At 58.9% G+C, this 19,410-nt stretch carries 23 protein-coding genes, 1 tRNA gene and 2 pseudogenes; 15 read left to right on the forward strand and 11 right to left on the reverse strand.

Annotation, left to right across the window (positions count from 1 at the left end; all coding sequences use genetic code 11):
• Positions 1-64 precede the first annotated feature (64 nt).
• The 8 genes from AB4O23_RS17660 to AB4O23_RS17695 all read left to right on the forward strand — a co-directional run bounded on the left by AB4O23_RS17660 (position 65) and on the right by AB4O23_RS17695 (position 8,816).
• The gene (locus tag AB4O23_RS17660; RefSeq protein WP_135196658.1) at positions 65-487 is read left to right on the forward strand and encodes a hypothetical protein; all 423 of its coding nucleotides are present in this window, start codon (positions 65-67) and stop codon (positions 485-487) included.
• Positions 488-542: 55 nt separating this feature from the next.
• Positions 543-1,136 (forward strand): tail assembly protein, encoded by a 594-nt coding sequence (locus AB4O23_RS17665; RefSeq protein ID WP_135196659.1) that lies wholly within the window; start codon positions 543-545, stop codon positions 1,134-1,136.
• Positions 1,137-1,550: 414 nt separating this feature from the next.
• The gene (locus tag AB4O23_RS17670; protein ID WP_460060169.1) at positions 1,551-5,117 is read left to right on the forward strand and encodes a TipJ family phage tail tip protein; all 3,567 of its coding nucleotides are present in this window, start codon (positions 1,551-1,553) and stop codon (positions 5,115-5,117) included.
• Positions 5,118-5,895: 778 nt separating this feature from the next.
• The gene (locus tag AB4O23_RS17675; RefSeq protein WP_223271453.1) at positions 5,896-6,084 is read left to right on the forward strand and encodes a hypothetical protein; all 189 of its coding nucleotides are present in this window, start codon (positions 5,896-5,898) and stop codon (positions 6,082-6,084) included.
• 9 nt (positions 6,085-6,093) lie between these two features.
• A complete protein-coding gene (locus AB4O23_RS17680) occupies positions 6,094-7,035 on the forward strand; it encodes a hypothetical protein (RefSeq protein ID WP_460060170.1) in 942 nt (313 codons plus the stop codon).
• Between the two features lie 421 nt (positions 7,036-7,456).
• Positions 7,457-7,822 carry a hypothetical protein gene (locus AB4O23_RS17685; RefSeq protein ID WP_460060171.1) on the forward strand — a complete coding sequence of 122 codons (366 nt, stop codon included), beginning with the start codon at positions 7,457-7,459 and terminating at the stop codon, positions 7,820-7,822.
• A 59-nt stretch (positions 7,823-7,881) separates the two neighbouring features.
• Complete coding sequence (locus AB4O23_RS17690) at positions 7,882-8,307, forward strand: cell wall hydrolase (RefSeq protein ID WP_460060172.1); 426 nt, start codon at positions 7,882-7,884, stop codon at positions 8,305-8,307.
• A complete protein-coding gene (locus AB4O23_RS17695; protein ID WP_460060174.1) occupies positions 8,307-8,816 on the forward strand; it encodes a lysis system i-spanin subunit Rz in 510 nt (169 codons plus the stop codon). The genes AB4O23_RS17690 and AB4O23_RS17695 overlap by 1 nt, the downstream gene beginning before the upstream one ends.
• Before the next feature lie 289 nt (positions 8,817-9,105).
• On the opposite strand, the pseudogene AB4O23_RS17700 reads toward AB4O23_RS17695, so the two are convergent.
• A pseudogene (locus AB4O23_RS17700) lies at positions 9,106-9,796 on the reverse strand (SOS response-associated peptidase family protein).
• 83 nt (positions 9,797-9,879) lie between these two features.
• On the opposite strand from AB4O23_RS17700, the gene AB4O23_RS17705 reads away from it, so the two are divergent.
• Positions 9,880-10,089, forward strand: coding sequence for a hypothetical protein (locus AB4O23_RS17705; RefSeq protein ID WP_460106112.1), 210 nt, complete (start codon positions 9,880-9,882; stop codon positions 10,087-10,089).
• Here AB4O23_RS17705 and AB4O23_RS17710 read toward each other — a convergent pair.
• The 3 genes from AB4O23_RS17710 to AB4O23_RS17720 all read right to left on the reverse strand — a co-directional run bounded on the left by AB4O23_RS17710 (position 10,081) and on the right by AB4O23_RS17720 (position 10,983).
• Positions 10,081-10,440: a hypothetical protein gene (locus AB4O23_RS17710; protein WP_460060176.1), complete on the reverse strand. Its 360-nt coding sequence runs from the start codon at positions 10,438-10,440 to the stop codon at positions 10,081-10,083. The genes AB4O23_RS17705 and AB4O23_RS17710 overlap by 9 nt on opposite strands.
• Before the next feature lie 82 nt (positions 10,441-10,522).
• Positions 10,523-10,732 (reverse strand): hypothetical protein, encoded by a 210-nt coding sequence (locus AB4O23_RS17715; RefSeq protein ID WP_017528106.1) that lies wholly within the window; start codon positions 10,730-10,732, stop codon positions 10,523-10,525.
• A 164-nt stretch (positions 10,733-10,896) separates the two neighbouring features.
• Positions 10,897-10,983: transfer RNA gene (locus AB4O23_RS17720), tRNA-Leu, on the reverse strand.
• Between the two features lie 281 nt (positions 10,984-11,264).
• Here AB4O23_RS17720 and AB4O23_RS17725 point away from each other — a divergent pair.
• Positions 11,265-11,456 (forward strand): DUF2188 domain-containing protein, encoded by a 192-nt coding sequence (locus AB4O23_RS17725; protein ID WP_083221580.1) that lies wholly within the window; start codon positions 11,265-11,267, stop codon positions 11,454-11,456.
• A gap of 150 nt (positions 11,457-11,606) precedes the next feature.
• Complete coding sequence (locus AB4O23_RS17730; RefSeq protein ID WP_460060177.1) at positions 11,607-12,065, forward strand: GFA family protein; 459 nt, start codon at positions 11,607-11,609, stop codon at positions 12,063-12,065.
• 2 nt (positions 12,066-12,067) lie between these two features.
• Here AB4O23_RS17730 and AB4O23_RS17735 read toward each other — a convergent pair whose 3' ends face one another.
• The 5 genes from AB4O23_RS17735 to AB4O23_RS17755 form a co-directional block, all read right to left on the reverse strand.
• Positions 12,068-12,595 (reverse strand): DinB family protein, encoded by a 528-nt coding sequence (locus tag AB4O23_RS17735; protein ID WP_065879036.1) that lies wholly within the window; start codon positions 12,593-12,595, stop codon positions 12,068-12,070.
• A 5-nt stretch (positions 12,596-12,600) separates the two neighbouring features.
• Positions 12,601-13,212 (reverse strand): LysE family transporter, encoded by a 612-nt coding sequence (locus AB4O23_RS17740; protein WP_017528102.1) that lies wholly within the window; start codon positions 13,210-13,212, stop codon positions 12,601-12,603.
• Positions 13,213-13,294: 82 nt separating this feature from the next.
• On the reverse strand, positions 13,295-13,765 hold the full coding sequence (locus AB4O23_RS17745) for an arsenate reductase ArsC (RefSeq protein ID WP_017528101.1): 471 nt from the start codon (positions 13,763-13,765) through the stop codon (positions 13,295-13,297).
• Between the two features lies 1 nt (position 13,766).
• The gene (locus tag AB4O23_RS17750) at positions 13,767-15,050 is read right to left on the reverse strand and encodes an arsenic transporter (protein ID WP_460060179.1); all 1,284 of its coding nucleotides are present in this window, start codon (positions 15,048-15,050) and stop codon (positions 13,767-13,769) included.
• A 19-nt stretch (positions 15,051-15,069) separates the two neighbouring features.
• Positions 15,070-15,426 (reverse strand): metalloregulator ArsR/SmtB family transcription factor, encoded by a 357-nt coding sequence (locus tag AB4O23_RS17755; protein WP_116078745.1) that lies wholly within the window; start codon positions 15,424-15,426, stop codon positions 15,070-15,072.
• 174 nt (positions 15,427-15,600) lie between these two features.
• Here AB4O23_RS17755 and AB4O23_RS17760 point away from each other — a divergent pair, with 174 nt between their 5' ends.
• The 4 genes and pseudogenes from AB4O23_RS17760 to AB4O23_RS17775 all read left to right on the forward strand — a co-directional run bounded on the left by AB4O23_RS17760 (position 15,601) and on the right by AB4O23_RS17775 (position 17,416).
• The gene (locus AB4O23_RS17760; protein ID WP_017528098.1) at positions 15,601-15,816 is read left to right on the forward strand and encodes a hypothetical protein; all 216 of its coding nucleotides are present in this window, start codon (positions 15,601-15,603) and stop codon (positions 15,814-15,816) included.
• Positions 15,817-15,887: 71 nt separating this feature from the next.
• Positions 15,888-16,584, forward strand: a pseudogene (locus tag AB4O23_RS17765) (AzlC family ABC transporter permease).
• Positions 16,581-16,892, forward strand: a complete 312-nt coding sequence (locus AB4O23_RS17770; RefSeq protein WP_065879038.1) for an AzlD domain-containing protein — start codon at positions 16,581-16,583, stop codon at positions 16,890-16,892. The pseudogene AB4O23_RS17765 and the gene AB4O23_RS17770 overlap by 4 nt, the downstream one beginning before the upstream one ends.
• Before the next feature lie 170 nt (positions 16,893-17,062).
• The gene (locus AB4O23_RS17775) at positions 17,063-17,416 is read left to right on the forward strand and encodes a hypothetical protein (protein ID WP_026067277.1); all 354 of its coding nucleotides are present in this window, start codon (positions 17,063-17,065) and stop codon (positions 17,414-17,416) included.
• A 142-nt stretch (positions 17,417-17,558) separates the two neighbouring features.
• On the opposite strand, the gene AB4O23_RS17780 is transcribed toward AB4O23_RS17775, so the two are convergent.
• Positions 17,559-18,263, reverse strand: a complete 705-nt coding sequence (locus AB4O23_RS17780) for a YoaK family protein (RefSeq protein WP_017528094.1) — start codon at positions 18,261-18,263, stop codon at positions 17,559-17,561.
• Positions 18,264-18,356: 93 nt separating this feature from the next.
• A complete protein-coding gene (locus tag AB4O23_RS17785; RefSeq protein WP_065879039.1) occupies positions 18,357-19,385 on the reverse strand; it encodes a DNA topoisomerase IB in 1,029 nt (342 codons plus the stop codon).
• Between the last annotated feature and the right edge of the window lie 25 nt (positions 19,386-19,410).

A 19,410-nucleotide genomic window follows, 5' to 3' on the forward strand; every position in this document is an offset into this window, starting at 1 on the left:
AATACAGCACTTCGTGCTTGATGCTGGAAGCGTTAGAGTCCCGCCAAACCAAAGAGGGAACGCCATGCGGATTTTGATAGCGGCGGTAGCGGTGGTGATGCTGGCGGGGTGCGCCTCATCGGCGATCTCGGTGCGGGATGCGAAGCCGGTCCCGTCAGATGAGGTCTATGCCTTCCAGACTAAACCAGCTGGCGAGAGCGGAAAAATCACCGTGGTGCGCGACTCCGGCGCGGTCGGTTCTGGGTGCGACATCGTTGTTTATGTCGACGGCCGCAGGGCTGCAAAGATCGGAACTGGACAGCGGGCCACATTCTACCTTCCGCCGGGGTCGCCCAATCTCGGCGCAGGCCTGGCTGGCTCGGGCTTGTGCGCGGGCGCTGCAATTCGAACCATCGCAGCAACGGTGCAGCCAGGCAAGGAAAGCCTGTACCGTATCAGCGGCGACATGGCTGGGTTCTACATAGGGCCTTATGTCGATTACAACTGAATCAAGAAAACCTTGAAGCCGCCTCCGGGCGGTTTTTTATTGCCCGGAGAAAGTGATGCAGGCATCAGCGATCAACTACCAACCCATGACGACGATTCGCCTGCACGGGCAGCTCCGACAGTTCGGAAAGTCCTTCAGGCTCGCGGTGAAATCGCCGGCGGAGGCGATCAAAGCACTTTGCGTGCAGATCCCTGGATTCGAGCGGTTTCTTTTGAATGCCAAGTCGCGCGGCCTTGAGTTCGCGGTGTTTCGCGATAAGCGCAATATCGGGGAGAAGGAGCTGAGCTACAACGGTGCCGGAGATATCCGCATTGCGCCCGTGGTCGTAGGCAGCAAGCGCGGCGGTATTCTTCAAACCATAGTCGGCGCGATCTTGATTGTTGTGGGTGTTATTTTCTCTGCAACGCCTTTCGGTACCCCGCTCATAGGCGCGGGCATCGGCCTTGTCGCCGGCGGCGTTATCCAGATGCTCAGCCCTCAGGCTGGCGGCCTCAAGACAAGCGCCGCGCCCGAGAACACTCCCGGCTACGCCTTCGGCAGCGCCAAGAACACCACGGCCTCCGGCAATCCTGTGTCGCTGTGTGCCGGTCGCCGGCGCTGGGGTGGCGCGATCATCAGTGCCGCCATTTACGCCGAAGATCAGATGTAGGGATGTTACGGAAGATTGGCTGTGGTGGGCCTGGGCTGTTTCCTAAAATTAGATGTTCGAATGTATCTAGCGAGCTTCCATAGTCCGTTACCGATAGCCGCCAATACGACAACCACGAAGAAGTCGAAAATTCGTGCTCCGATGAGTTCAGGCGTCATAAATGCGGTAAGCATTTTCACTGTGGTGACGAACATATATACGGTGAAAATCCAAAAACCGACTGACACTGCGTAAACCGGTATTGAAAGAGTTGTGCGTAGCCAGGTGGGGGCTTTATTCATCAGCGGTTACTTCCTTGAAAGCTGAGTGGAGTTCCCATGGTAAGGGCTTCTCGCGCCAAGTCCAGCACCGTTGCCGACATACAAATGCCAACACACCGCCCACGAGGCGGTTTTTTATTGCCTGGAGAAAAGCATGGGCGCAGCACGCAAGATTGATGTTTATGGCGCCAAGGGCGGATCCGAGAAGCCTAAAACTCCCACCGAGGCACCAGACAGCCTGCGTTCCGTCGCCATTGCGAAAATGCTCATTGCTGTGGGTGAGGGTGAGTTTGAGGGTGCTCCTACCGCCAAGGACATCTTTCTCGACAATACGCCGCTGCAAGACCCGCAGGGGAACATGAACTTCCCGAACGTGAAGTGGGAATGGCGCAGCGGGGCTGTGGACCAGTCCTATATCCAGGGCATCCCATCGGTCGAGAACGAAACGACCATCAGCACCGAACTGCGCAGCGGCACGCCATGGGTTCGGGCAATCACTAACACCCAGCTATCCGCTGTGCGCGTGCGCTTCGCTTGGCCCGCCCTGCAATCGGTTGACTCCGGTGGCAACATCAACGGTTACGCGATCGGCTACAAGGTCGAACTGGCTACTGATGGCGGCGCCTATCAAGAAGTACTAAACGAGGCTGTCTCCGGCAAGACCACCAGCCTGTACGAGCGAACCCGCCGCATCAATCTGCCGCGCGCAACCACCGGGTGGCTGCTGCGGATCACTCGACTGACTGCAAACCAGAACAACAACAAAATTTCCGACACCATGCAGATTGCCGGCTTCACCGAGGTGATTGACGCGAAGATTCGATACCCGAACACCGCGCTGCTTTACATCGAGTTTTCTGCCGAGCAATTCCGCAGCATCCCAGCGGTGACGATCGAATGCGATGGTCGGAAATGGCAGGTCCCGAGCAACTACGACACCAGGTCGCGCACCTACACGGGCGTCTGGGACGGAACGTTCAAAGAGGCCTGGACCGATAACCCTGTTTGGCACACTTACGGCATCACCACGAACGACCGTTTCGGCCTGGGCCGTCGCATCAAGCCGTGGATGGTGGACAAGTGGGAGCTCTACCGCATCTCCCAGTACTGCGACCAAATGGTGCCGGACGGGAAGGGCGGCCAGGAGCCGCGCTTCATCTGCAACCTAAACCTGCAGAGCAAGGCTGACGCCTGGTCGCTGTTGCGCGACATCTCCACCATCTACCGGGGCATGACTTATTGGGCCCAGGGCCAAGTGTTCACGCTGGCGGATATGCCGCGCGCTACTGACTTCGATTTCGCCTACACCCGCGCGAACGTCATCGACGGCAAGTTCACCTATTCAAGCGCATCGGAGCGAACCCGTTACACGCGAGCTCTGATCAGCTACGACAACCCACTGAACAACTTCGACACCGACGTCACTGCAGTGACCGACGCCAAGCTTCAGCGGCGCTATGGTGACAATCCACTGGAGATCAGCGCTATCGGCTGCACCCGCGAATCCGAGGCCCAGCGCCGCGGTAAGTGGGCGCTTCTGACCAACTCCAAAGACCGGGCCGTCACCTTCAAGGTCGGCTTGGACGGGCGTATTCCGCTGCCCGGCTACGTTATTCCGATTGCTGACGAACTGCTTGCAGGCCGGCCGGTGGGCGGGCGTATCTCGGTGGTGAACGGCAAGGTCATCACGCTGGATCGTGATACCCAGGCCAAGCCCGGCGACCGGCTGATCCTCAACCTGCCCGACGGCAAGTGCGAGGGGCGCACCGTGCATATGGTCAGCGGCCGGCAGGTCACTGTGACCGTTGCCTACTCCGTGCCCCCGGAGCGTGAGCTGGTGTGGGCGCTAGATGCTGACGACCTGGCCATCCCGCTTTATCGCGTGGTCAGCGTGGCGCGGCCGGAGCCTGGCGTGTTTGAAATCTCGGCTGTGCAGTACGACCCGAGCAAGTTTCCTCACATCGACACAGGCGCCCGGCTGGAAGAAAGGCCAATCAGTGTTGTCCCGATCACCATAGTTCCGGCACCGGGAAGCGTTACGCTGACGTCGAGCTACGCCGTGAATCAGGGCATCGCGATCAACACCATGAACATCTCGTGGCCCGCCGTGAACGGTGCAATCGCGTATGACGTGGAGTGGCGCAAGGACAGCGGCAACTGGATCAAGCTACAGCGCACGGGCGCGACAAGCGTTGACGTCACCGGCATTTACTCGGGCGCCTACCTTGCCCGGGTTCGGTCGGTGAGCGCCATCGAGATCTCTTCGATCTGGAAGAGCTCCAACCTGACCAACCTGGAAGGGAAGGTCGGCTTGCCGCCGGCGGTAGCATTCCTGTCCACCACCAGCGAACTGTTCGGCATCGGCATTCGCTGGGGTTTCCCTGCTGGCGCCGAGGATACCCAGCGCACCGAGTTGTGGTATGGCCAGGCCAATGACCTTTCGGTGGCCACCAAGCTGGCAGACCTGGCGCACCCTCAGGCGGACTACAGCATGCAAGCCCTCAAGGCGGGCGCGCAGTTCTTCTTCTGGGCACGCCTGGTGGATCGCACCGGCAACGTGGGGCCGTTCTATCCAGTCGGCAATGGGGTGATGGGCCAGGCCAGCGCAGACGCAGCGCCAGTGCTGGAACTGATCGCCGGGCAAATCGGCCGCACGGAGCTGGGCCAGGAAATCAATGACGAGATCGACAAGATCCCAGGCCTGCAGGCGCAGATCGATGCGCTCGATGGGCTGTCTGCCTACGATCCACAGCAAACCTACCTCGAGGGCGACTTGGTGGTGGTTGGCAAGCGTATCTATCAGGCAACCGGTGCGGTTCCGATCGACACCGCTCCACCGAACGCCGGTTACTGGGTGGACGTAGGGCAGGTGCTGGTCACTGCCAACGGCCTGGCGCAGCAGGTGGAGATCAACACCACCAGCATTACCGAGCTGGATGGAGTAGTCACGGCGCAGGCGTCGAGCCTTGAGGCTTTGCGTTCAGCCTATCGGGACGACGCGGGCGAGGGCGACCTGGCTGATGCACTCCAGGGCTACAACGCCTCGGCGAGTTTCGCGCAGGAAGTGAAGACACGCGCCTCTCAGAACGCGGCCATGGTTCAGCGCCAGACCGAACTCACCGCTTCGGTGGGTGATGTCGCCGGCACCGTAACCGAACTCGAAAGCGTGGTGGTCACGGACAGGCAAGCCACGGCCCAGGCTATCCAGCAGATCGGCGTAGAGCTTGGCGAAACCTCAGCAGCCGTTCAAACGGTCAGCCAAGCCCAGGCCGACACCGACGGCAAGCTCTCGACAATGTGGTCCGTAAAGATGCAGCTCAATCAAAACGGGCAGTACGTGTACGCAGGTGTCGGCCTCGGAATCGAGAACATTGAAGGGGTACTACAAAGCCAGTTTCTGGTCAGCGCTGATCGTTTTGCCATCGTCAATACCATTGACGGCGGCGCCATCAGTGTTCCGTTCTCTGTGCAGGGCGGCCAGGTGTTCATGAACTCGGCCTTCATCCAGGACGGCAGCATTTCCATGCTGAAGATCGGCCAGGCGTTGCAATCCGACAACTATGTTGCCGGGGTGCAGGGGTGGCGGCTGGATAAGGCTGGCAACTTGGAGTTCAACGGCCCGGCACCTGGAGGTGGGCGCCTGACCATGACCAACCGCGCGATCAAGGTGTACGACGAAAACAACGTTAAGCGGGTGCAGCTTGGGGATCTAACCGCATGATCTTCGGAATGAGAATTTGGGGGCCTACGGGAGCCCTAGAACTGGATGAAAACTCTTTTACTGTCCGAGTTGTTTATTCGGCGCTGGTGTCGACTTCAGGAAGAAGCTTATACATAGCAATTCCGGGAGTCTCCCCAAGTACTCATGTTGGCGTCTGTATTCCAAATGGTAACTGGTCGAATAGTTCTTCCAGTCAAGACGCTGGCAATGTCCAGTTTGATGTTCAGGTTTTGGAGGGTGGGGTTAATGTCTGGTTCTGCAATAGAACTTACCCATCGGGAAGAATAGCGGTTGGCACACAGAGGCTTCTCGTATTGAGGTACAGATAATGTCTCATGGCTTGATGTTTACAAATAATTATGATGTTGTAGTTTTGGATTCGGAGTTCTCCCGCCTAGTCATACTGTACTCGGGACGGTATTCGTCTGGTGCTTCTTTCCCATATCCAATAACTTCGGCTGAGGCTCCCTTGATCTTTGTCAGGCCGGATAACTCTCAGTCGTTTCAGTGGATCCGGCTGAATGGTGGACCGGGTAACTGGACTGGGTGGTCAAACACAGGCTTTGGGGGAGGTGCTGGTAGCTATTTTATTGCAGCATATCAATCTACGCCTACTGCTGAATATGGGTTAAGGCTGTGGGATGGAAACTCCAAGCTGTTATTCGACAATGGAACTTCATGCGCTCAATTCACAAACGTTATCACCGGTTGGAATTTTCTTGGATCTTCCAATCCTTCAGTGGGTCGGTGGGAGTTCCGTTGGAACGCAGGAGTGCCCTTGAATACTGGTAACTACATGCTGATCAACAACATTGCCATGGATATTCCCGGCCGAGATACGTTTTCAAAGCTCAGCTGCACCTGGGATTATGGTTCAAACAGCATAATGGTGCTGCTTCAAAATATCGGGGATTTCAATGCCGGGGCGTTGTTTCTACCGCTAATGTTTTCTAAGCCAACTTCGTAGGGGTATTAAATGACCTGGTACAAAACAGGAACAGTTTCTGTTACGAACGGCAGCAATGCTGTGGTTGGTGCGGGAACGTCTTTCATTGCCAATGCTCGTGTAGGAGACGGCTTCCGTGGCCCTGATGGCGGGTGGTATGAGGTCACGAACATTGCTAGCAACACGGCGATGTCGATATCACCTAACTACCAAGGCAGCACGGTTTCTGCTGGCGTCTATTCTCTCGCACCGCTGCAGGGCTACCTCAAGGATTCCGCTGATGCTTTGCGAGCCGCCACTCAGGTTATTGGGCAGGCGGGTACTGACATGTCACTGCAGGTCCAAGCTGCAACAACTGCAGCCACGGCCTCTCAGGGCAGCGCAACCGTTTCAACTACAAAGGCATCGGAATCCGCATCCTCAGCAACCGCCGCGAATGCCAGTAAGGTCGCAGCAAAAGCGAGCGAGGATGCCGCAAAGGCATCAGAGAACAACTCGAAAACCGCCGAGACCAACGCAGCAACAAGCAAGACGAATGCCGCCAATAGCGCAACTGCGGCAGCAAACAGCGCAACACAAGCTGCCAATAGTGCGGCCTCCGCAGCGAACAAAGCGGCAGCTGGTGCGAATAGTGATATTACATCTCTCTCGGGCTTGACTACTCCGCTGTCTATTTTGCAAGGAGGGAACGGCGGTGCGGCTCCGATAAAAGCCGTTACTGATAACGCGGATAGCATACTTACACCAGGCGTATATGCGTTTGGTGGTGGCGGGCTGGGGCTGCCAACTGGCGGGACCGATCCATATTATTTGAGGGTGATATCTAACAGCCCTCGAATTATTCAAGAAGCTCTTGGCATGAGCTCCCTTTTGAACGGGAAAAATTACACTCGCATCCGTAATGCTGCGGAGGCTTGGTCTCCGTGGGTACCATATTCCCAAACGCCGCCTGCAGCCGCATGGGGGGGATAACTGGAGCGCTTTCGGCTCAAACAGATCTGCAAAGCGCTTTAGATTCTAAGCTAGCGTCTGCTGATGCAGCGTATTCTTTTATATACCCAAATGGCGGGTCTTCTGCTGCGCCAGCTAACATTGCAATTAACACCCGACTTATTAATCCGAATCCTTTCCCTGGGCTTCCGGTTATTTGCATGCCGGAGATCTTGGTAGGCGGCGTCTGGGAGGCGCCTGGCTGGTTCAGCAATAATGGAACTACCCCAGCGTCAGTAGGGGTGACCGCAACGCAGCGCCGAGGGGGCGGGGTTGACGACATAATCACTCAGTCAGGATCAAACGCAGTTATTACTTTAGGAGCATATTCGGGCAGTAGCTACACCGGAGCCACACTTAACACCCCCTTGCCCGTACGCGTAAAAGTTTGGAGGTTAAAAGGATGAATACGTACGCTGATGTTGGCGCGAACATGCAGCAAATTGGAGGAGATTGTCCTGACGGTTGGATTCATATGGAAGGACCTCGGCCTGAAGATGAAGATGCGGCGAATTACACCGCGCAAGCAAATGGGACGTGGGCGGTTACTGCGCAAACGTTAAGAGAGAAGCTGATCCCTGTGGAAAACGCGTGGCGGGAACAGCAGATGCCATTGACCCTGCAGACCGTCACGGCAATCGACTTCGGCGAAGAAGACATTGCAGGAACAATCGACCAGTGGAAGTTTTACTGGCGCGAGCTCCGAAAGTGGACCGAGGCCAATCCTGACTTTCCAGATAGCAGCAAGCGCCCGGTCGCGCCAACCTAATCCGTTGAGAGATCACCACCGCCCGCCATTAGCGGGTTTTTTTATGCCTGGAGAAACGTATGAGCGCAACCGATAAAGAGCGAGACACTTTGGCGCGCACGCTTTGGGGCGAGGCCCGAGGCGAAGGACTGGCCGGTCAGATCGCCGTGGCCTGGACCATCCGCAACCGCGTATTCGACGGCAAGGCTAAATCATGGTGGGGGGAGGGATACGCTGGTGTGTGCCTGAAGCCCTGGCAGTTCAGCTGCTGGAACCAGAGCGACCCAAACCATTCCTACCTGAGCGGCGCCAAGCCGATCCCGGCCGCGCAGTTCGCCCAGGCACAGCGCGCAGCGGATCAGGTGATGTCGGGCGCGGTACCGGACCCAACCGGCGGCGCCACGCATTACTACGCTACGACCATGCCGAAGGCTCCGGCCTGGGCTGCTGGCGCGAAGGAGACACTGCGTCTCGGGCACCATGTGTTTTTCAAGGATGTGCCGTGATGACGCCCGGCCAGATCCTGGCGGCGATCCTGCTGGCGGTTGTCATTGGCTTCGGCGGGGCCTGGCAGGTGCAGGACTGGAGGATGGGCAAGCAGCTCGCCGAGCAGGCCGGTCTGCATAAAGACGACCTGGCGGCGATCACCAATGCCGCCGCCGCCCAAGCGCGCGCAGAGCAGGACAAGCGCCTTGCCACCGAGCAAGCCCTGGCCACGTCCGACCAACAACACACCAAGGAATTATCCGATGCCCAGCGCAACCAGGCTCGCCTGCGTGACCAGCTTGCTACTGCTGATGTCCGGCTGTCAGTCCTCCTCGAGGATTCAGCCAGTAGCTGCAACGTGCCCACCGCCACCGGCGCCGTCGGCGTGGTTCATGCAGCCCGTCGAGCCCAACTTAACCCAGCGCATGCTCAGAGAATTATCGCAATCACCGATGCAGGCGACCAAGGACTGATCGCGTTGCGTGCGTGCCAGGCATACGCGAGAGAGGTGAGTGGCGGTGCAAGATAAGTGAGCCACCCACATTTGGCGGGTGGCCGCTAGGATTACTTTCCTTTAGGGGCAGCATTTCCTCGGCCGCCACCTGAAGGGTTGCCCGTGGTGCTTGGGAGATTTGGCACTGCTGGGGCTTTGGAGCCCCCGCCACTACTTCCTCCCTTGCCGGTAGAACCAGAACTATTTTTTCCGCCTCCAGACTTGGACATGACTGTTTCCTCGTGTGACTCAGTTGGATTGCAAGAGTGACCATAGATCAATCAAAAAAAGGCGCCTCCGTCTCCATCGGTTAGAATGTTGCCTGTTATTTCAAAGTCGGGCCGAGCGAATGGATTATTTCGGTCCCTTTGTTGCGCACATTGCCTACGGCTGGATCAACCCTGAACCACTCGAACGCCTCGGATGGTTCACCCTGGTGCAGCACCATTTGCTCGGCGCGTTCCTTTGGCGTGGCGGGGTCCAGCCACTCTCTCGCCAGGTCCGGCGTCAGCACTACGGGTCGCCGGTCGTGGATGTCCACCATGCCGCCAGCGCTATCAGCAGTGATGATAACGAAGCCGTCATGCTCGCCTGGGCCTTCATCAGCATCCGGTAACTGACCGATCGAGGCACAGAAAATCGGTGCACCGTCACGCCGGCGGATCAGGTATGGCTGCTTCTTCGGCCCACCTTCATACCCACTCAAACCAATTATCGATTGGGGTGATCGCCCGGTGCGGCCAGATCGCCCGGAAGAACGGGCCGTGGGCCACCTTCTCGACGCGTGCATTGATAGGTGCAGCGCGATCTTTCGCCCAATGGGGCCGCCATCCCCAGCGCACCGGGTCAGCGTGGAGCAAGTCCCCCTGCAGGTGTAACAGCGCAACTACGGTCGTTGGCGCCACGTTGTAGCGCTCTATCGGCTGATCGCCCACGGAGTTCACCAGAGCATTGGGCATACTCAGCGCGGCTACGAAGTCGTGGATCCCTCTGTACTGTGAAAGCCTTCCGCACATAAGCATATCCGCTCGTCGGCGCCGATGAACAGCCGGTCACCGGCCAATCTCTACACTGTAGACAACGGCAGCGAGCAATCATCATGACGACCAACATTGAGCAGGTCGACGCCCTTGAGGCTTGGTTTACGCTGCGCAACGACCCCGCGTTTATCTCGGCGACGCCGGAAGAGCGATACGAAACACGGCTTTCCCTGGCAGACGACCTCAAGGAGCAGGGCTTGATCAACGAAGGGGAGTGGCGCGAGTTAGGCGAAGAGGCAGTAGCTGCCTACGCTGACGAGCTAGGCTGAAGCGCCCTTGAACACCTTCAACTCGAGCAGCAGCCGCTGATTTTCCCTGAATAGGTGGTCTCGCTGCTCACACACAGTCATAAGGCTGTTTATGCGGCGGCCCATTTGCGAGTTTTCCAGATTTAGCCGACTGATTTCTGACCTTGCGAGTTTGAGCGCTGACTCAGCATTTGCCTTCCCGGTGATCAGTGCGTCATTCATCTGCACCAGCCCTGCGACGTTCGCGCGAGCCTTTCGCAATTGGGCCTGGGTCTGAATGAGTTCATCCTCGAGCAGGGCGCACTGATGCTTATACATTTCAAGGGGCGTAGGGCAGCCAAGCCACGCCGAGGTGTCTTCGTCGATGTTCATGATGGGTAAGCTCGAATACTGTATGGGCGTACAGTAATCGAGCTTTTGATGTGGCGCGATTTTAGGCGACGAGCTGTAGGAATTACTCCGGAGCCATCAGCACTGCCAGGGTCAGCTTTATAAACTCTTCGTTCTCGTCGATGGTGTGCAGAGCGCCCCGGATATTCTCGGCCACATCTGCGGAACCGCGTTGCTCAACCCAGTTCGAGAGCTCCATGATTGAGGCTTCAAGAGCGAGCTGATTTTCGTAGAGCTTGGAGAGTAGGGAAGGGAGTAGGTCTGTGTTCGGCATGTCTGTTCCTCCTTGGAGTGAACAGCTTAGCAGGGGTCTTAATCTTGGATTTGATTTAGGTCGACAGGACGCCGAGGAATGGAAATTGCGGTGCAGGAGGAAAAATTGCGGAGCAAAAAAAGTAAGGGCCTGCTCAGGTTTCCCTGGCAAGCCCTTGATATCTATGGTGCCCGAACCCGGAATCGAACCGGGACGCCCTTACGAGCGGGGGATTTTAAGTCCCATGCGTCTACCAGTTTCGCCATTCGGGCGGTAGCGCGGTTAAGCAGGGTTGGGAATATATAGATCCAGGCGCGTATGTGCAAGGTCGCACGCTAGCTTTCTTGTGCGCGGGAATGGATGAAAAAGCTCGGAAGATCAGTGAGCTACGCGGTTTTGAGGGGCGATTCGGTACTGGGGTCGAGTCGGGGGGTACTGTCTATAAATGACAGAAGAGCCTTTGAAGCCCGCGACATGTGGTCAGCCTTCCTGGCGGATGCGGGTGTAAGGTAGGCCGTGCAACCCGTGGAAATCTCAGGAAAGCGAGGTGACTATGAGCGTTCCAATGCTGAAGAAGCTGCATCTGAATGGATACCATATCGTGCAGGTCAATTACGGCCCCTGGCGAGTGTGTACGCATAGCGACCGGTTGGCGTCCTTCAATTCCCGTGAACAGGCACTGGCGTACGCCGCCACGCTGCCGGCGTACAAGGCGCGCGGCAGGCCGGTAGCCAATGATGCGTGAGGACACGTGAAAGCCCCGGTTCCGCCGGGGCTTTTGCGTATGGCGTACTGCCCCGGCGCTGATGCAGGGTTCGGTATCGTTTGCTGGCCTGTTCAACCCCAGCCGCGGGCGCTACCCTGCCACGCTTTCCATCACAAAAAGGACACGATGATGAGCGCCGAAACCCTGCTTCAAGTAGGCAGCTGCCGCTGTAACGAGGTGCGCTTTAGCCTGAGCGAGCCCCCGGTGATCACCATGGCCTGCCATTGCACCGGTTGCCAGAAGATGACCTCCAGCGCGTTTTCCCTCAGTGCGTTGTATGCCGCCGGTGCTTTCACGGTGACCCAGGGCTGCCCGGTCATTGGTGGCCTGCACGGCGTCGACCGTCACTACTTTTGCCCTCGCTGCATGAGTTGGCTGTTTACCCGGCCCCATGGCATCGACGAGTTCGTCAATGTGCGCGCGAGCCTGCTGGATAATTTCAGGGCGTACAGGCCGTTCATGGAAACCTGGACCTGCGAAAAGCTGCCCTGGGCAAATACTCCAGCGGTCGAAAGTTTCACGAAACTGCCCGAACCCCACGACTTCCCGCGCTTGATGCAAGCCTATGCCGCGTTCGGTAAGGGCTGAGTTCAGTCGATCAGTGCCAGCAAATCAGTGTCGCCGACATCCACGCCCGCCTGGGTCAAAAGCGTTGTGACCTGGCCGCGGTGGTGGGTCTGGTGATTGAAGAAGTGCAGCAGCAGGCTCGAAAACGGCTTATCGCTCGCGACGCCACGCATGTTGCGGTAATGCAGGCGCTGGTCGAGGTCGGGCTCACGCAAGGTCTCGACCCAGTCGATGATCAGTTGGTCGAGCCAACCGCGACGGGTCGCCAGTTGCTCCAGGTCCGCGAAGGCCAAGTGCTTGAGGTCGCGGGGCATGGCGATGGCTTCCAGCGGGGCCAGTGCCGAAAAGCCTGTCGGGTGTTGGGCGAAGCGCTTGAGCCACACCGTGTCGCCCAGCGCCAGATGGTTGAGCGTGCCGAGGATCGAGCCGAAAAAGGCCTCGCGGTCCATGCGTAATTGCGCCTCTGAAAGCTGGGCGGCGGCGGCATAGACCTTGCGGTTCATCCACCGGTTGTACGCTGCCATCAGCACGATCTGTTCGATACGGTTCATGTGGTTTAAATGCCCTGAGCGGCCAGAATCGCCAGATAGATCAGCACCACGCCGCAGGCGGCATAACTGACGCGCTGCCACAGTGGCGAAGCATTTTTGCGCAAGAGGTTGACCAGGGTAGCGATCAAAAAGCATGACAACACCGAGGCCAGCATAAAACCTGCAAAAAACATCAACGTCTGACCATGGCTGGGCGTGGCGCCCACGATGCCGGACAAGGCGCTCCCCAACGCGCCCCAGTAAACAATGTTCTTCGGGTTGGCCAGGGAAATCGCGGCGCCCACCGCCAGTGCGTTTTTCCCGGAAGTGGCCGCTGCGTCGTCCATTTTTGGCAGGTGCCAGGCGTCAATCAAGCTGCGTATACCAAGCCAAGCCAGGTACAGCGCGCAGATCACCGTCAGCGGCACGCGCACGGCGTCATGCTGGATGAGCAGGGCGATGCCGGTCAGGCCGATCACCGCCCACACTGCGTCGCCCACCAGCGAGCCGATCTGCACCAACAGGGCAGGCGTGAAGCCCTGCAATAAGCCACGTCGCAGGGTCTCCGCCAGCACCGCGCCGGGCGAAAGGCAAAACACAAAACCGAATACCAGCGCGTAAAAAAAGATCGTCAGCATGCCCGCTTCCTTTCGAGAAAGTGGCAGAGCATACGTCAGCAAGGGCGCTCAAATCGACCGTTGTTTGAGCCTGGCAACGTTGTTACAACGCGGCGATACGCTCAAGTTCAATCTTCAGTTGCGCCGGGGTCAGGCTGGACAGAGGCAGGTCGAAAAGCGCTCGGCAGCGGGTTTCGATGGTATTGAGTGTCGCCTCGAACGCGGCTTCCACAATGGCGTCATCGCCCTTGACGTCAGACGGGTCCTCCAACCCCCAATGCGCCTTTACCGCAGGCCCGAAATACACCGGGCAAGCTTCACCGGCAGCTCTGTCGCACACGGTGATCAGAATGTCAGGCGGGTTGTCTTTAAAAGCGTCATTGCCTTTGCTGTACAACCCCTCGGTGCTGATACCCACAGCTTGCAGCGCGCTCAGGCTGCGCGGCAGTACCTGGCCCTTGGGGAAGCTGCCGCAGCTGAAGGCCTGGAAACCCTCCGGCGCGAGGTGATTGAACAGGGCCTCGGACAAAATACTGCGGCAGCTGTTGGCGGTACACATGAACAGGACTTTCATCTTAGATACTCAGGCGCAAGGCGAGGGCGGCGAGGGTGATCAGCAACACCGGCACGGTCAGCACTATCCCGACCTTGAAGTAGTAACCCCAGGTGATGGTAATGCCTTTACGCGCCAGGATATGCAGCCACAGCAACGTGGCGAGACTGCCGATCGGGGTGATTTTGGGGCCCAGGTCGCTGCCGATCACGTTGGCGTAGATCATGGCGTCCTTGACCACGCCCACGGCGTGGCTGGACTCGATGGACAGCGCGCCGATCAACACGGTCGGCAGGTTATTCATGGCCGAAGACAGCAAGGCCGTCAGCACGCCGGTGCCCATGGCCGCGCCCCACACGCCATAAGTGGCGAAGGTATCCAGCCAGGTCGCGAGATAGGTGGTGAGGCCGGCATTGCGCAATCCGTAGACCACCAGGTACATGCCCAGGGAAAAGATCACGATCTGCCACGGTGCGTCCTTCAAGACCTTGCGCGTGGATATTTTGTGGCCCTTGGCGGCGATCACCAGCAGCAGGACGGCGCACACGGCGGAAATCGCGCTGATGGGAATGCCCAGTGGTTCCAGGGCAAAGCAGCCTATCAACAGAATGCCCAGCACCCACCAGCCGGCCAGGAAGGTGGCGCGGTCGTGGATCGCACTGGCGGGATCGGCGAGGTCGGCGGGGTCGTAGGTGTGGGGGACGTCGCGGCGAAAGTACCCCAGCAGCACGGCCAGGGTGGCGGCCACACTCACGAAGTTGACCGGCACCATCACGGACGCGTATTCGTTGAAGCCGATCTTGAAGTAATCCGCCGAGACAATATTCACCAGGTTCGACACCACCAGCGGCAGGCTCGCCGTGTCGGCGATAAAGCCCGCGCCCATCACGAACGCCAACGTTGCCGCCGGGGAAAAGCGCAGGGCCAGCAACATCGACATCACGATGGGCGTGAGGATCAGCGCCGCCCCGTCATTGGCGAACAGCGCCGACACCAGCGCGCCGAGCAAAACCATATAGGCAAACAAACGGCGACCGCGCCCACGGCCCCAACGCGCCACATGCAGGGCGGCCCAGGCAAAAAAACCGGCCTCATCGAGCAGCAGGCTGATGATGATCAGCGCGACAAACGTACCGGTGGCGTTCCAGATGATGTGCCATACCACCGGGATATCCGCCAGGCTGATCACGCCGCAGGTCAAGGCCAGGATCGCGCCCAGTGTGGCGCTCCAGCCAACACCCAGGCCCTTGGGCTGCCAGATGACCAGAATGATGGTGACGATAAAAATCGCGATCGCGACAAGCATGAATAAACGCTCCGATGGCTCAGCAGCAGGTGCTGGCCCGTTGTGGTCTGTCGCCCATTGCATCCAGACGCTGGGCGTCGTTATGCAACCATGGCTGGTTGGCTTGCAGGGTGGTGTCCAGCAGTTGGGTGACCCAGTCAGGCAGTGCCGGATTGATGCGGTAGTAGATCCATTGCCCTTGGCGACGGTCCAGCAATAACCCGCCTTTGCGCAGTTGCGCCAGGTGGCGGGAGATTTTTGGCTGGCTGTCGTCCAGAGCATGGATCAACTCGCACACGCAAAGTTCGCCTTCACGCAGAATCAGCAGGGTGATCCGGGCGCGAGTGGCGTCCGCCAGGCATTTGAACAGGGCGGGCGGGGAAAAGAAGTCGGACATGTTCAACGTCGGTATAGAGGGGGGGCGAATATATGGAATTGCGTATATGTAGGTCAAATCCTGTTTTGCGTTGACGTGGATCAAAGGTCGTCGAATCAACCACAAGTGATTGAAATTAAACTGAAACATGAATGTCCTAAAGTGCCTGCCCATTGCTGATGAAGGAAGACCCGCGTGACCCGAGCCACTCGCAACCTGCGCAAAACCCTGGATTCCGTCGCGGAAAATAACGAAACCGCGGCGTTCGACCTGATGCGCGCCGTGGAGAAACTCGCCGATGAAGTGTTGCGTCAACGCCTGCTCAATACCATTCACCGGCTCAACCAGGACGCCTATGAACTGCGTGAGGCGCGTGATTCGGTGGAGCAGGTGTCGGTAAAACTCGCCTGAGCAAGATCGTTCAAGACATCTTTTATTTGCGCTGGCATGCTCGTCGACTGTTCGTTGATGAGTCGTTTTCCATGCCTGCTGCCATACCTCATTACGGCTTCGCTCGCGGCGCCATCGCCGCTATCCCCCTGTCCCTGGCTCTGCGCGCCCTGGGGGTTGCTCGCCGGTTCCATGGCCATCGATGCGCAATTTACCCCGCTGCAGGCCCAAGGCTTGTCCGCCATCGTGTTTGCCGGTGCGGCGCAGTTGGTAGCCATCGGCATGGTCAAGAGCGGCGCCAGCCTGATTTCCGTCGTGCTCACCACCTTGTTGCTGACCTCCCAGCATTTGCTCTACGGCATGCACCTGCGTCCGGTTCTTTCGCCGCTCAAGACCCGGTGGCGCATGAGCCTGGGCTTTTTGCTCACCGATGAATTCTTCGCGCTGGTCAGTCATTTTGACCGCCAGACCTTCAACCGCTGGTATGCATTGGGCGTGGGCCTGACGTTCTATATCATCTGGAACCTGTTCACCCTCGCCGGCATCGTGCTGGGTAAAAGCATTCCGGGGCTTGACCAGTTGGGCCTGGAGTTCTCGATTGCCGCGACCTTTATTGCCTTGATCACGCCCGTGGTGCGCGATGTGCCGACGGTGGTCTGCGTGGCCGTGGCCCTGCTGTGTTCGGTGTGGCTGAGTTATCTGCATTGGGAGTCGGCGGTGGTGGTGTCCGGCGTGCTGGGCATGAGCGCAGGGTTTGCCTGCAAGCGACTGGGAGTCGGGCAGCCATGATTTATCTGATGATCGTGGCCATGGGCCTGGTGGTGTTTTTTAATCGTTACCTGTTTATCGAGCCGCGCCTGCCGGTGCGCCTCAACCGCGGCGCGCGCGAGTTTCTGGGGTTTGCGGTACCGGGCATGCTCACGGCGATCTGCGGACCGATCATTTTTTTGCCCGATCACCAGCTCAACCTGAGCCCGGCCAATCCGTATTTACTGGCGGGTATCTGCGCGATAGGCCTGATGTACTGGACGCGCAGTGTGTTGATTACCGTGCTGCTGAGCATGGCGTTGTTTTATCTGTTTCGCTGGTGGGTCTGACGCGCAGGCGTAAAAAAGCCCGCGGGAGGGCGGGCAGAAGGAAGACTTCTAAAAATGAGCCTGGCCACTATAGGTGGTGAGTTCTTCCTTCACAGTGAAACAAAGTTCATGCAGGCGGCAGTCAACGCCATTGCAATGGTACAGTCGCGTTTTTTCAAGGAAGCGATGGCATGCGAAAGGTGGTCATGGGCGCATTGGTACTGGCAGCACTGGCCGGTTGCGCGGGTTCGAAGATGAAAGACGCGCGCGCGGGCACGCCCTACAAAACCCTGGCGTCGGATAAAACCACCCTGGTGGTTGCCGAGTGCGTTCAGTTTGGCTGGCAGGATGAAAGCGTGTTTGGCGTGGACGCCGGTGGTTTCAAGGAGCCGAGCGGGGCGGGCGGTTTTACCGTGTACACCACGGGCGGCGATTACTTCGTGGACGTGCAAAGCGCCGGTAGCGGATCGTCCGTCAAGTATTACGCCGCTGCCGACGGCATGCCCGCCAAGCGTCGTTTGGCCGCATTGGCGACCTGCCTGTAATCCCGTGCCTTAGGCATATTCGGAAATGCCCGGCACGACAGCCGCCGGACATTCGCTTATTATTCACACCGCTCGCCCGAGGTAATGGCTCTTTACCAGTACACGGACGTCGAGGCCAGCACGTCGGGCGAGCATCCTTCTTCTAGCGCGGCATAAACCCCAAATGCCAACGCCGAGGGATCTTCAGTGTCAAGACCCCCAGTGCCCCGGCCAACACGCCACTGACCAGCAACGCCTTCAGGCCCATCTGCTGCTCCAACAGCGCACCGATCACCGCGCCCACAAACATGCCGCCCCACGGGATCAGTTGCACCCGCCACCCGTTGCGGCGCTCCCCCAGCATCCAGCGGCCCAGGCCACGACCAAAGCGCGACAGTGCCCCCGTGACGTAGGTCAGCCCCACCGGTAAACCATTCACCTCTTCCACCGCCGCGTTGAGCATACCCATCGCCGTGATTGCCGCCAGCAAAGCGGGCAAGGCATCCTCGAACGGCCACAGCGCGCCCGCGCACAGCAATGTGGCGATGCACAGCAGCAATGGCAGTGCATGCCGCCGCCCGAAGCGGCTGACCACCACCCCCAACGCATTGCCGACAACGAAGGTGGCAACCAGCAGCAGCAGGCGTCCTGTCAAACCGAGATCACCGGCGCTGATCGCCACCGCCAGGCGCGTGGTGTTACCGCTCATGAACGACACGAAGTCACCGCTGGCCATAAAGCCAATGGCGTCGGTCATGCCGGCCAGCACCGAGAGGCTGGCCACCAGCATCAAGCCGACCCGACCGCGCCAGCGCTGTTGATGAGCAAGCGCGGCATTGGCGAACGGCTTGTGGGACGAAGGCAGCATGGGCCGTGCTCCTCAAGTGAGATTATCCGGCCACTACGGTAGGACGCTTTGCTGACGTGCGCAATGATCTCAGACAGCTTTAAGTTGCACCGCCTAACGTCCCTTGGCGAGCTGCTCAAGGAACATGGCCAGCGCGACTTCCTCGGCCTTGAGCCCCTTGCGCTTGCGCGGCTTGGGCAGTTTCGACAGCTCGCCCAGGCTGAAATGCTCTAGCACGGCGGGGTGGATATAACACTTGCGGCACACCGCCGGTGTATTGCCCAGTTGCCTGGCGACGTCCTTAACCATCGCCACCACGTGCCGCTTGGCTTCGGATTCGGGCTGCCATTGCAGTTCGCGCAGTACCGCCAGCGCCATGGCGGTACCGGCCCAGGTGCGGTAATCCTTGGCGGTGAAGTCGGCGCCGGTCAGGCTGTGCAGGTAGGCGTTTACATCGTGGGAACTGACGGTGTGACGCTCTCCCTCTTCATCCAGGTACTGGAACAGGTTCTGCCCCGGCAATTCCATGCAGCGCCGGACCACCGTGGCCAGGCGCCGATCCCTGACGCTGACCTGATGCTCCACGCCACTCTTGCCACGGAACTGGAACTTGATTTCGCTGCCCTTGATACCCACATGGCGGTTGCGCAGGGTGGTCAACCCGTAGGACTTGTTGTCGCGCGCGTACTGGGTGTTGCCGACGCGGATCAACGTGGCGTCCAGCAGCATCACCACCGTGGCCAGGACTTTCTCGCGGGTAAAGCCGGGTTCCGCCAGTTGCGCTTGCAACCGCTTGCGCAATGGGGGCAGCGCCTTGCCGAACGCCTGCAGGCGCGAGTACTTATCGCTGTCGCGCACTTCACGCCAGCGCGGGTGATAGCGGTATTGCTTACGCCCACGCGCGTCGCGGCCGGTGGCTTGCAGATGGCCGCGCGGGTCGGCGCAGATCCACACATCGGTGTAGGCGGGGGGCACGGCCAGGGCGTTGAGACGCTTGATTTGGTCAGCGTCGTTGATGCGCTCACCCTTGGCATCGAAATACTGGAACTTGCCGCGTACTTTCTTGCGGCGGATACCGGGCTGGGTGTCGTCAACGTAATGCAAATCGCGGGGTAGATCGGCGGGCAACGCAGAGTCGGGCATGGGCGGGTTCCTTGGCAACACATCA

It is taken from the genome of Pseudomonas sp. H2_A10, from assembly GCF_054680085.1.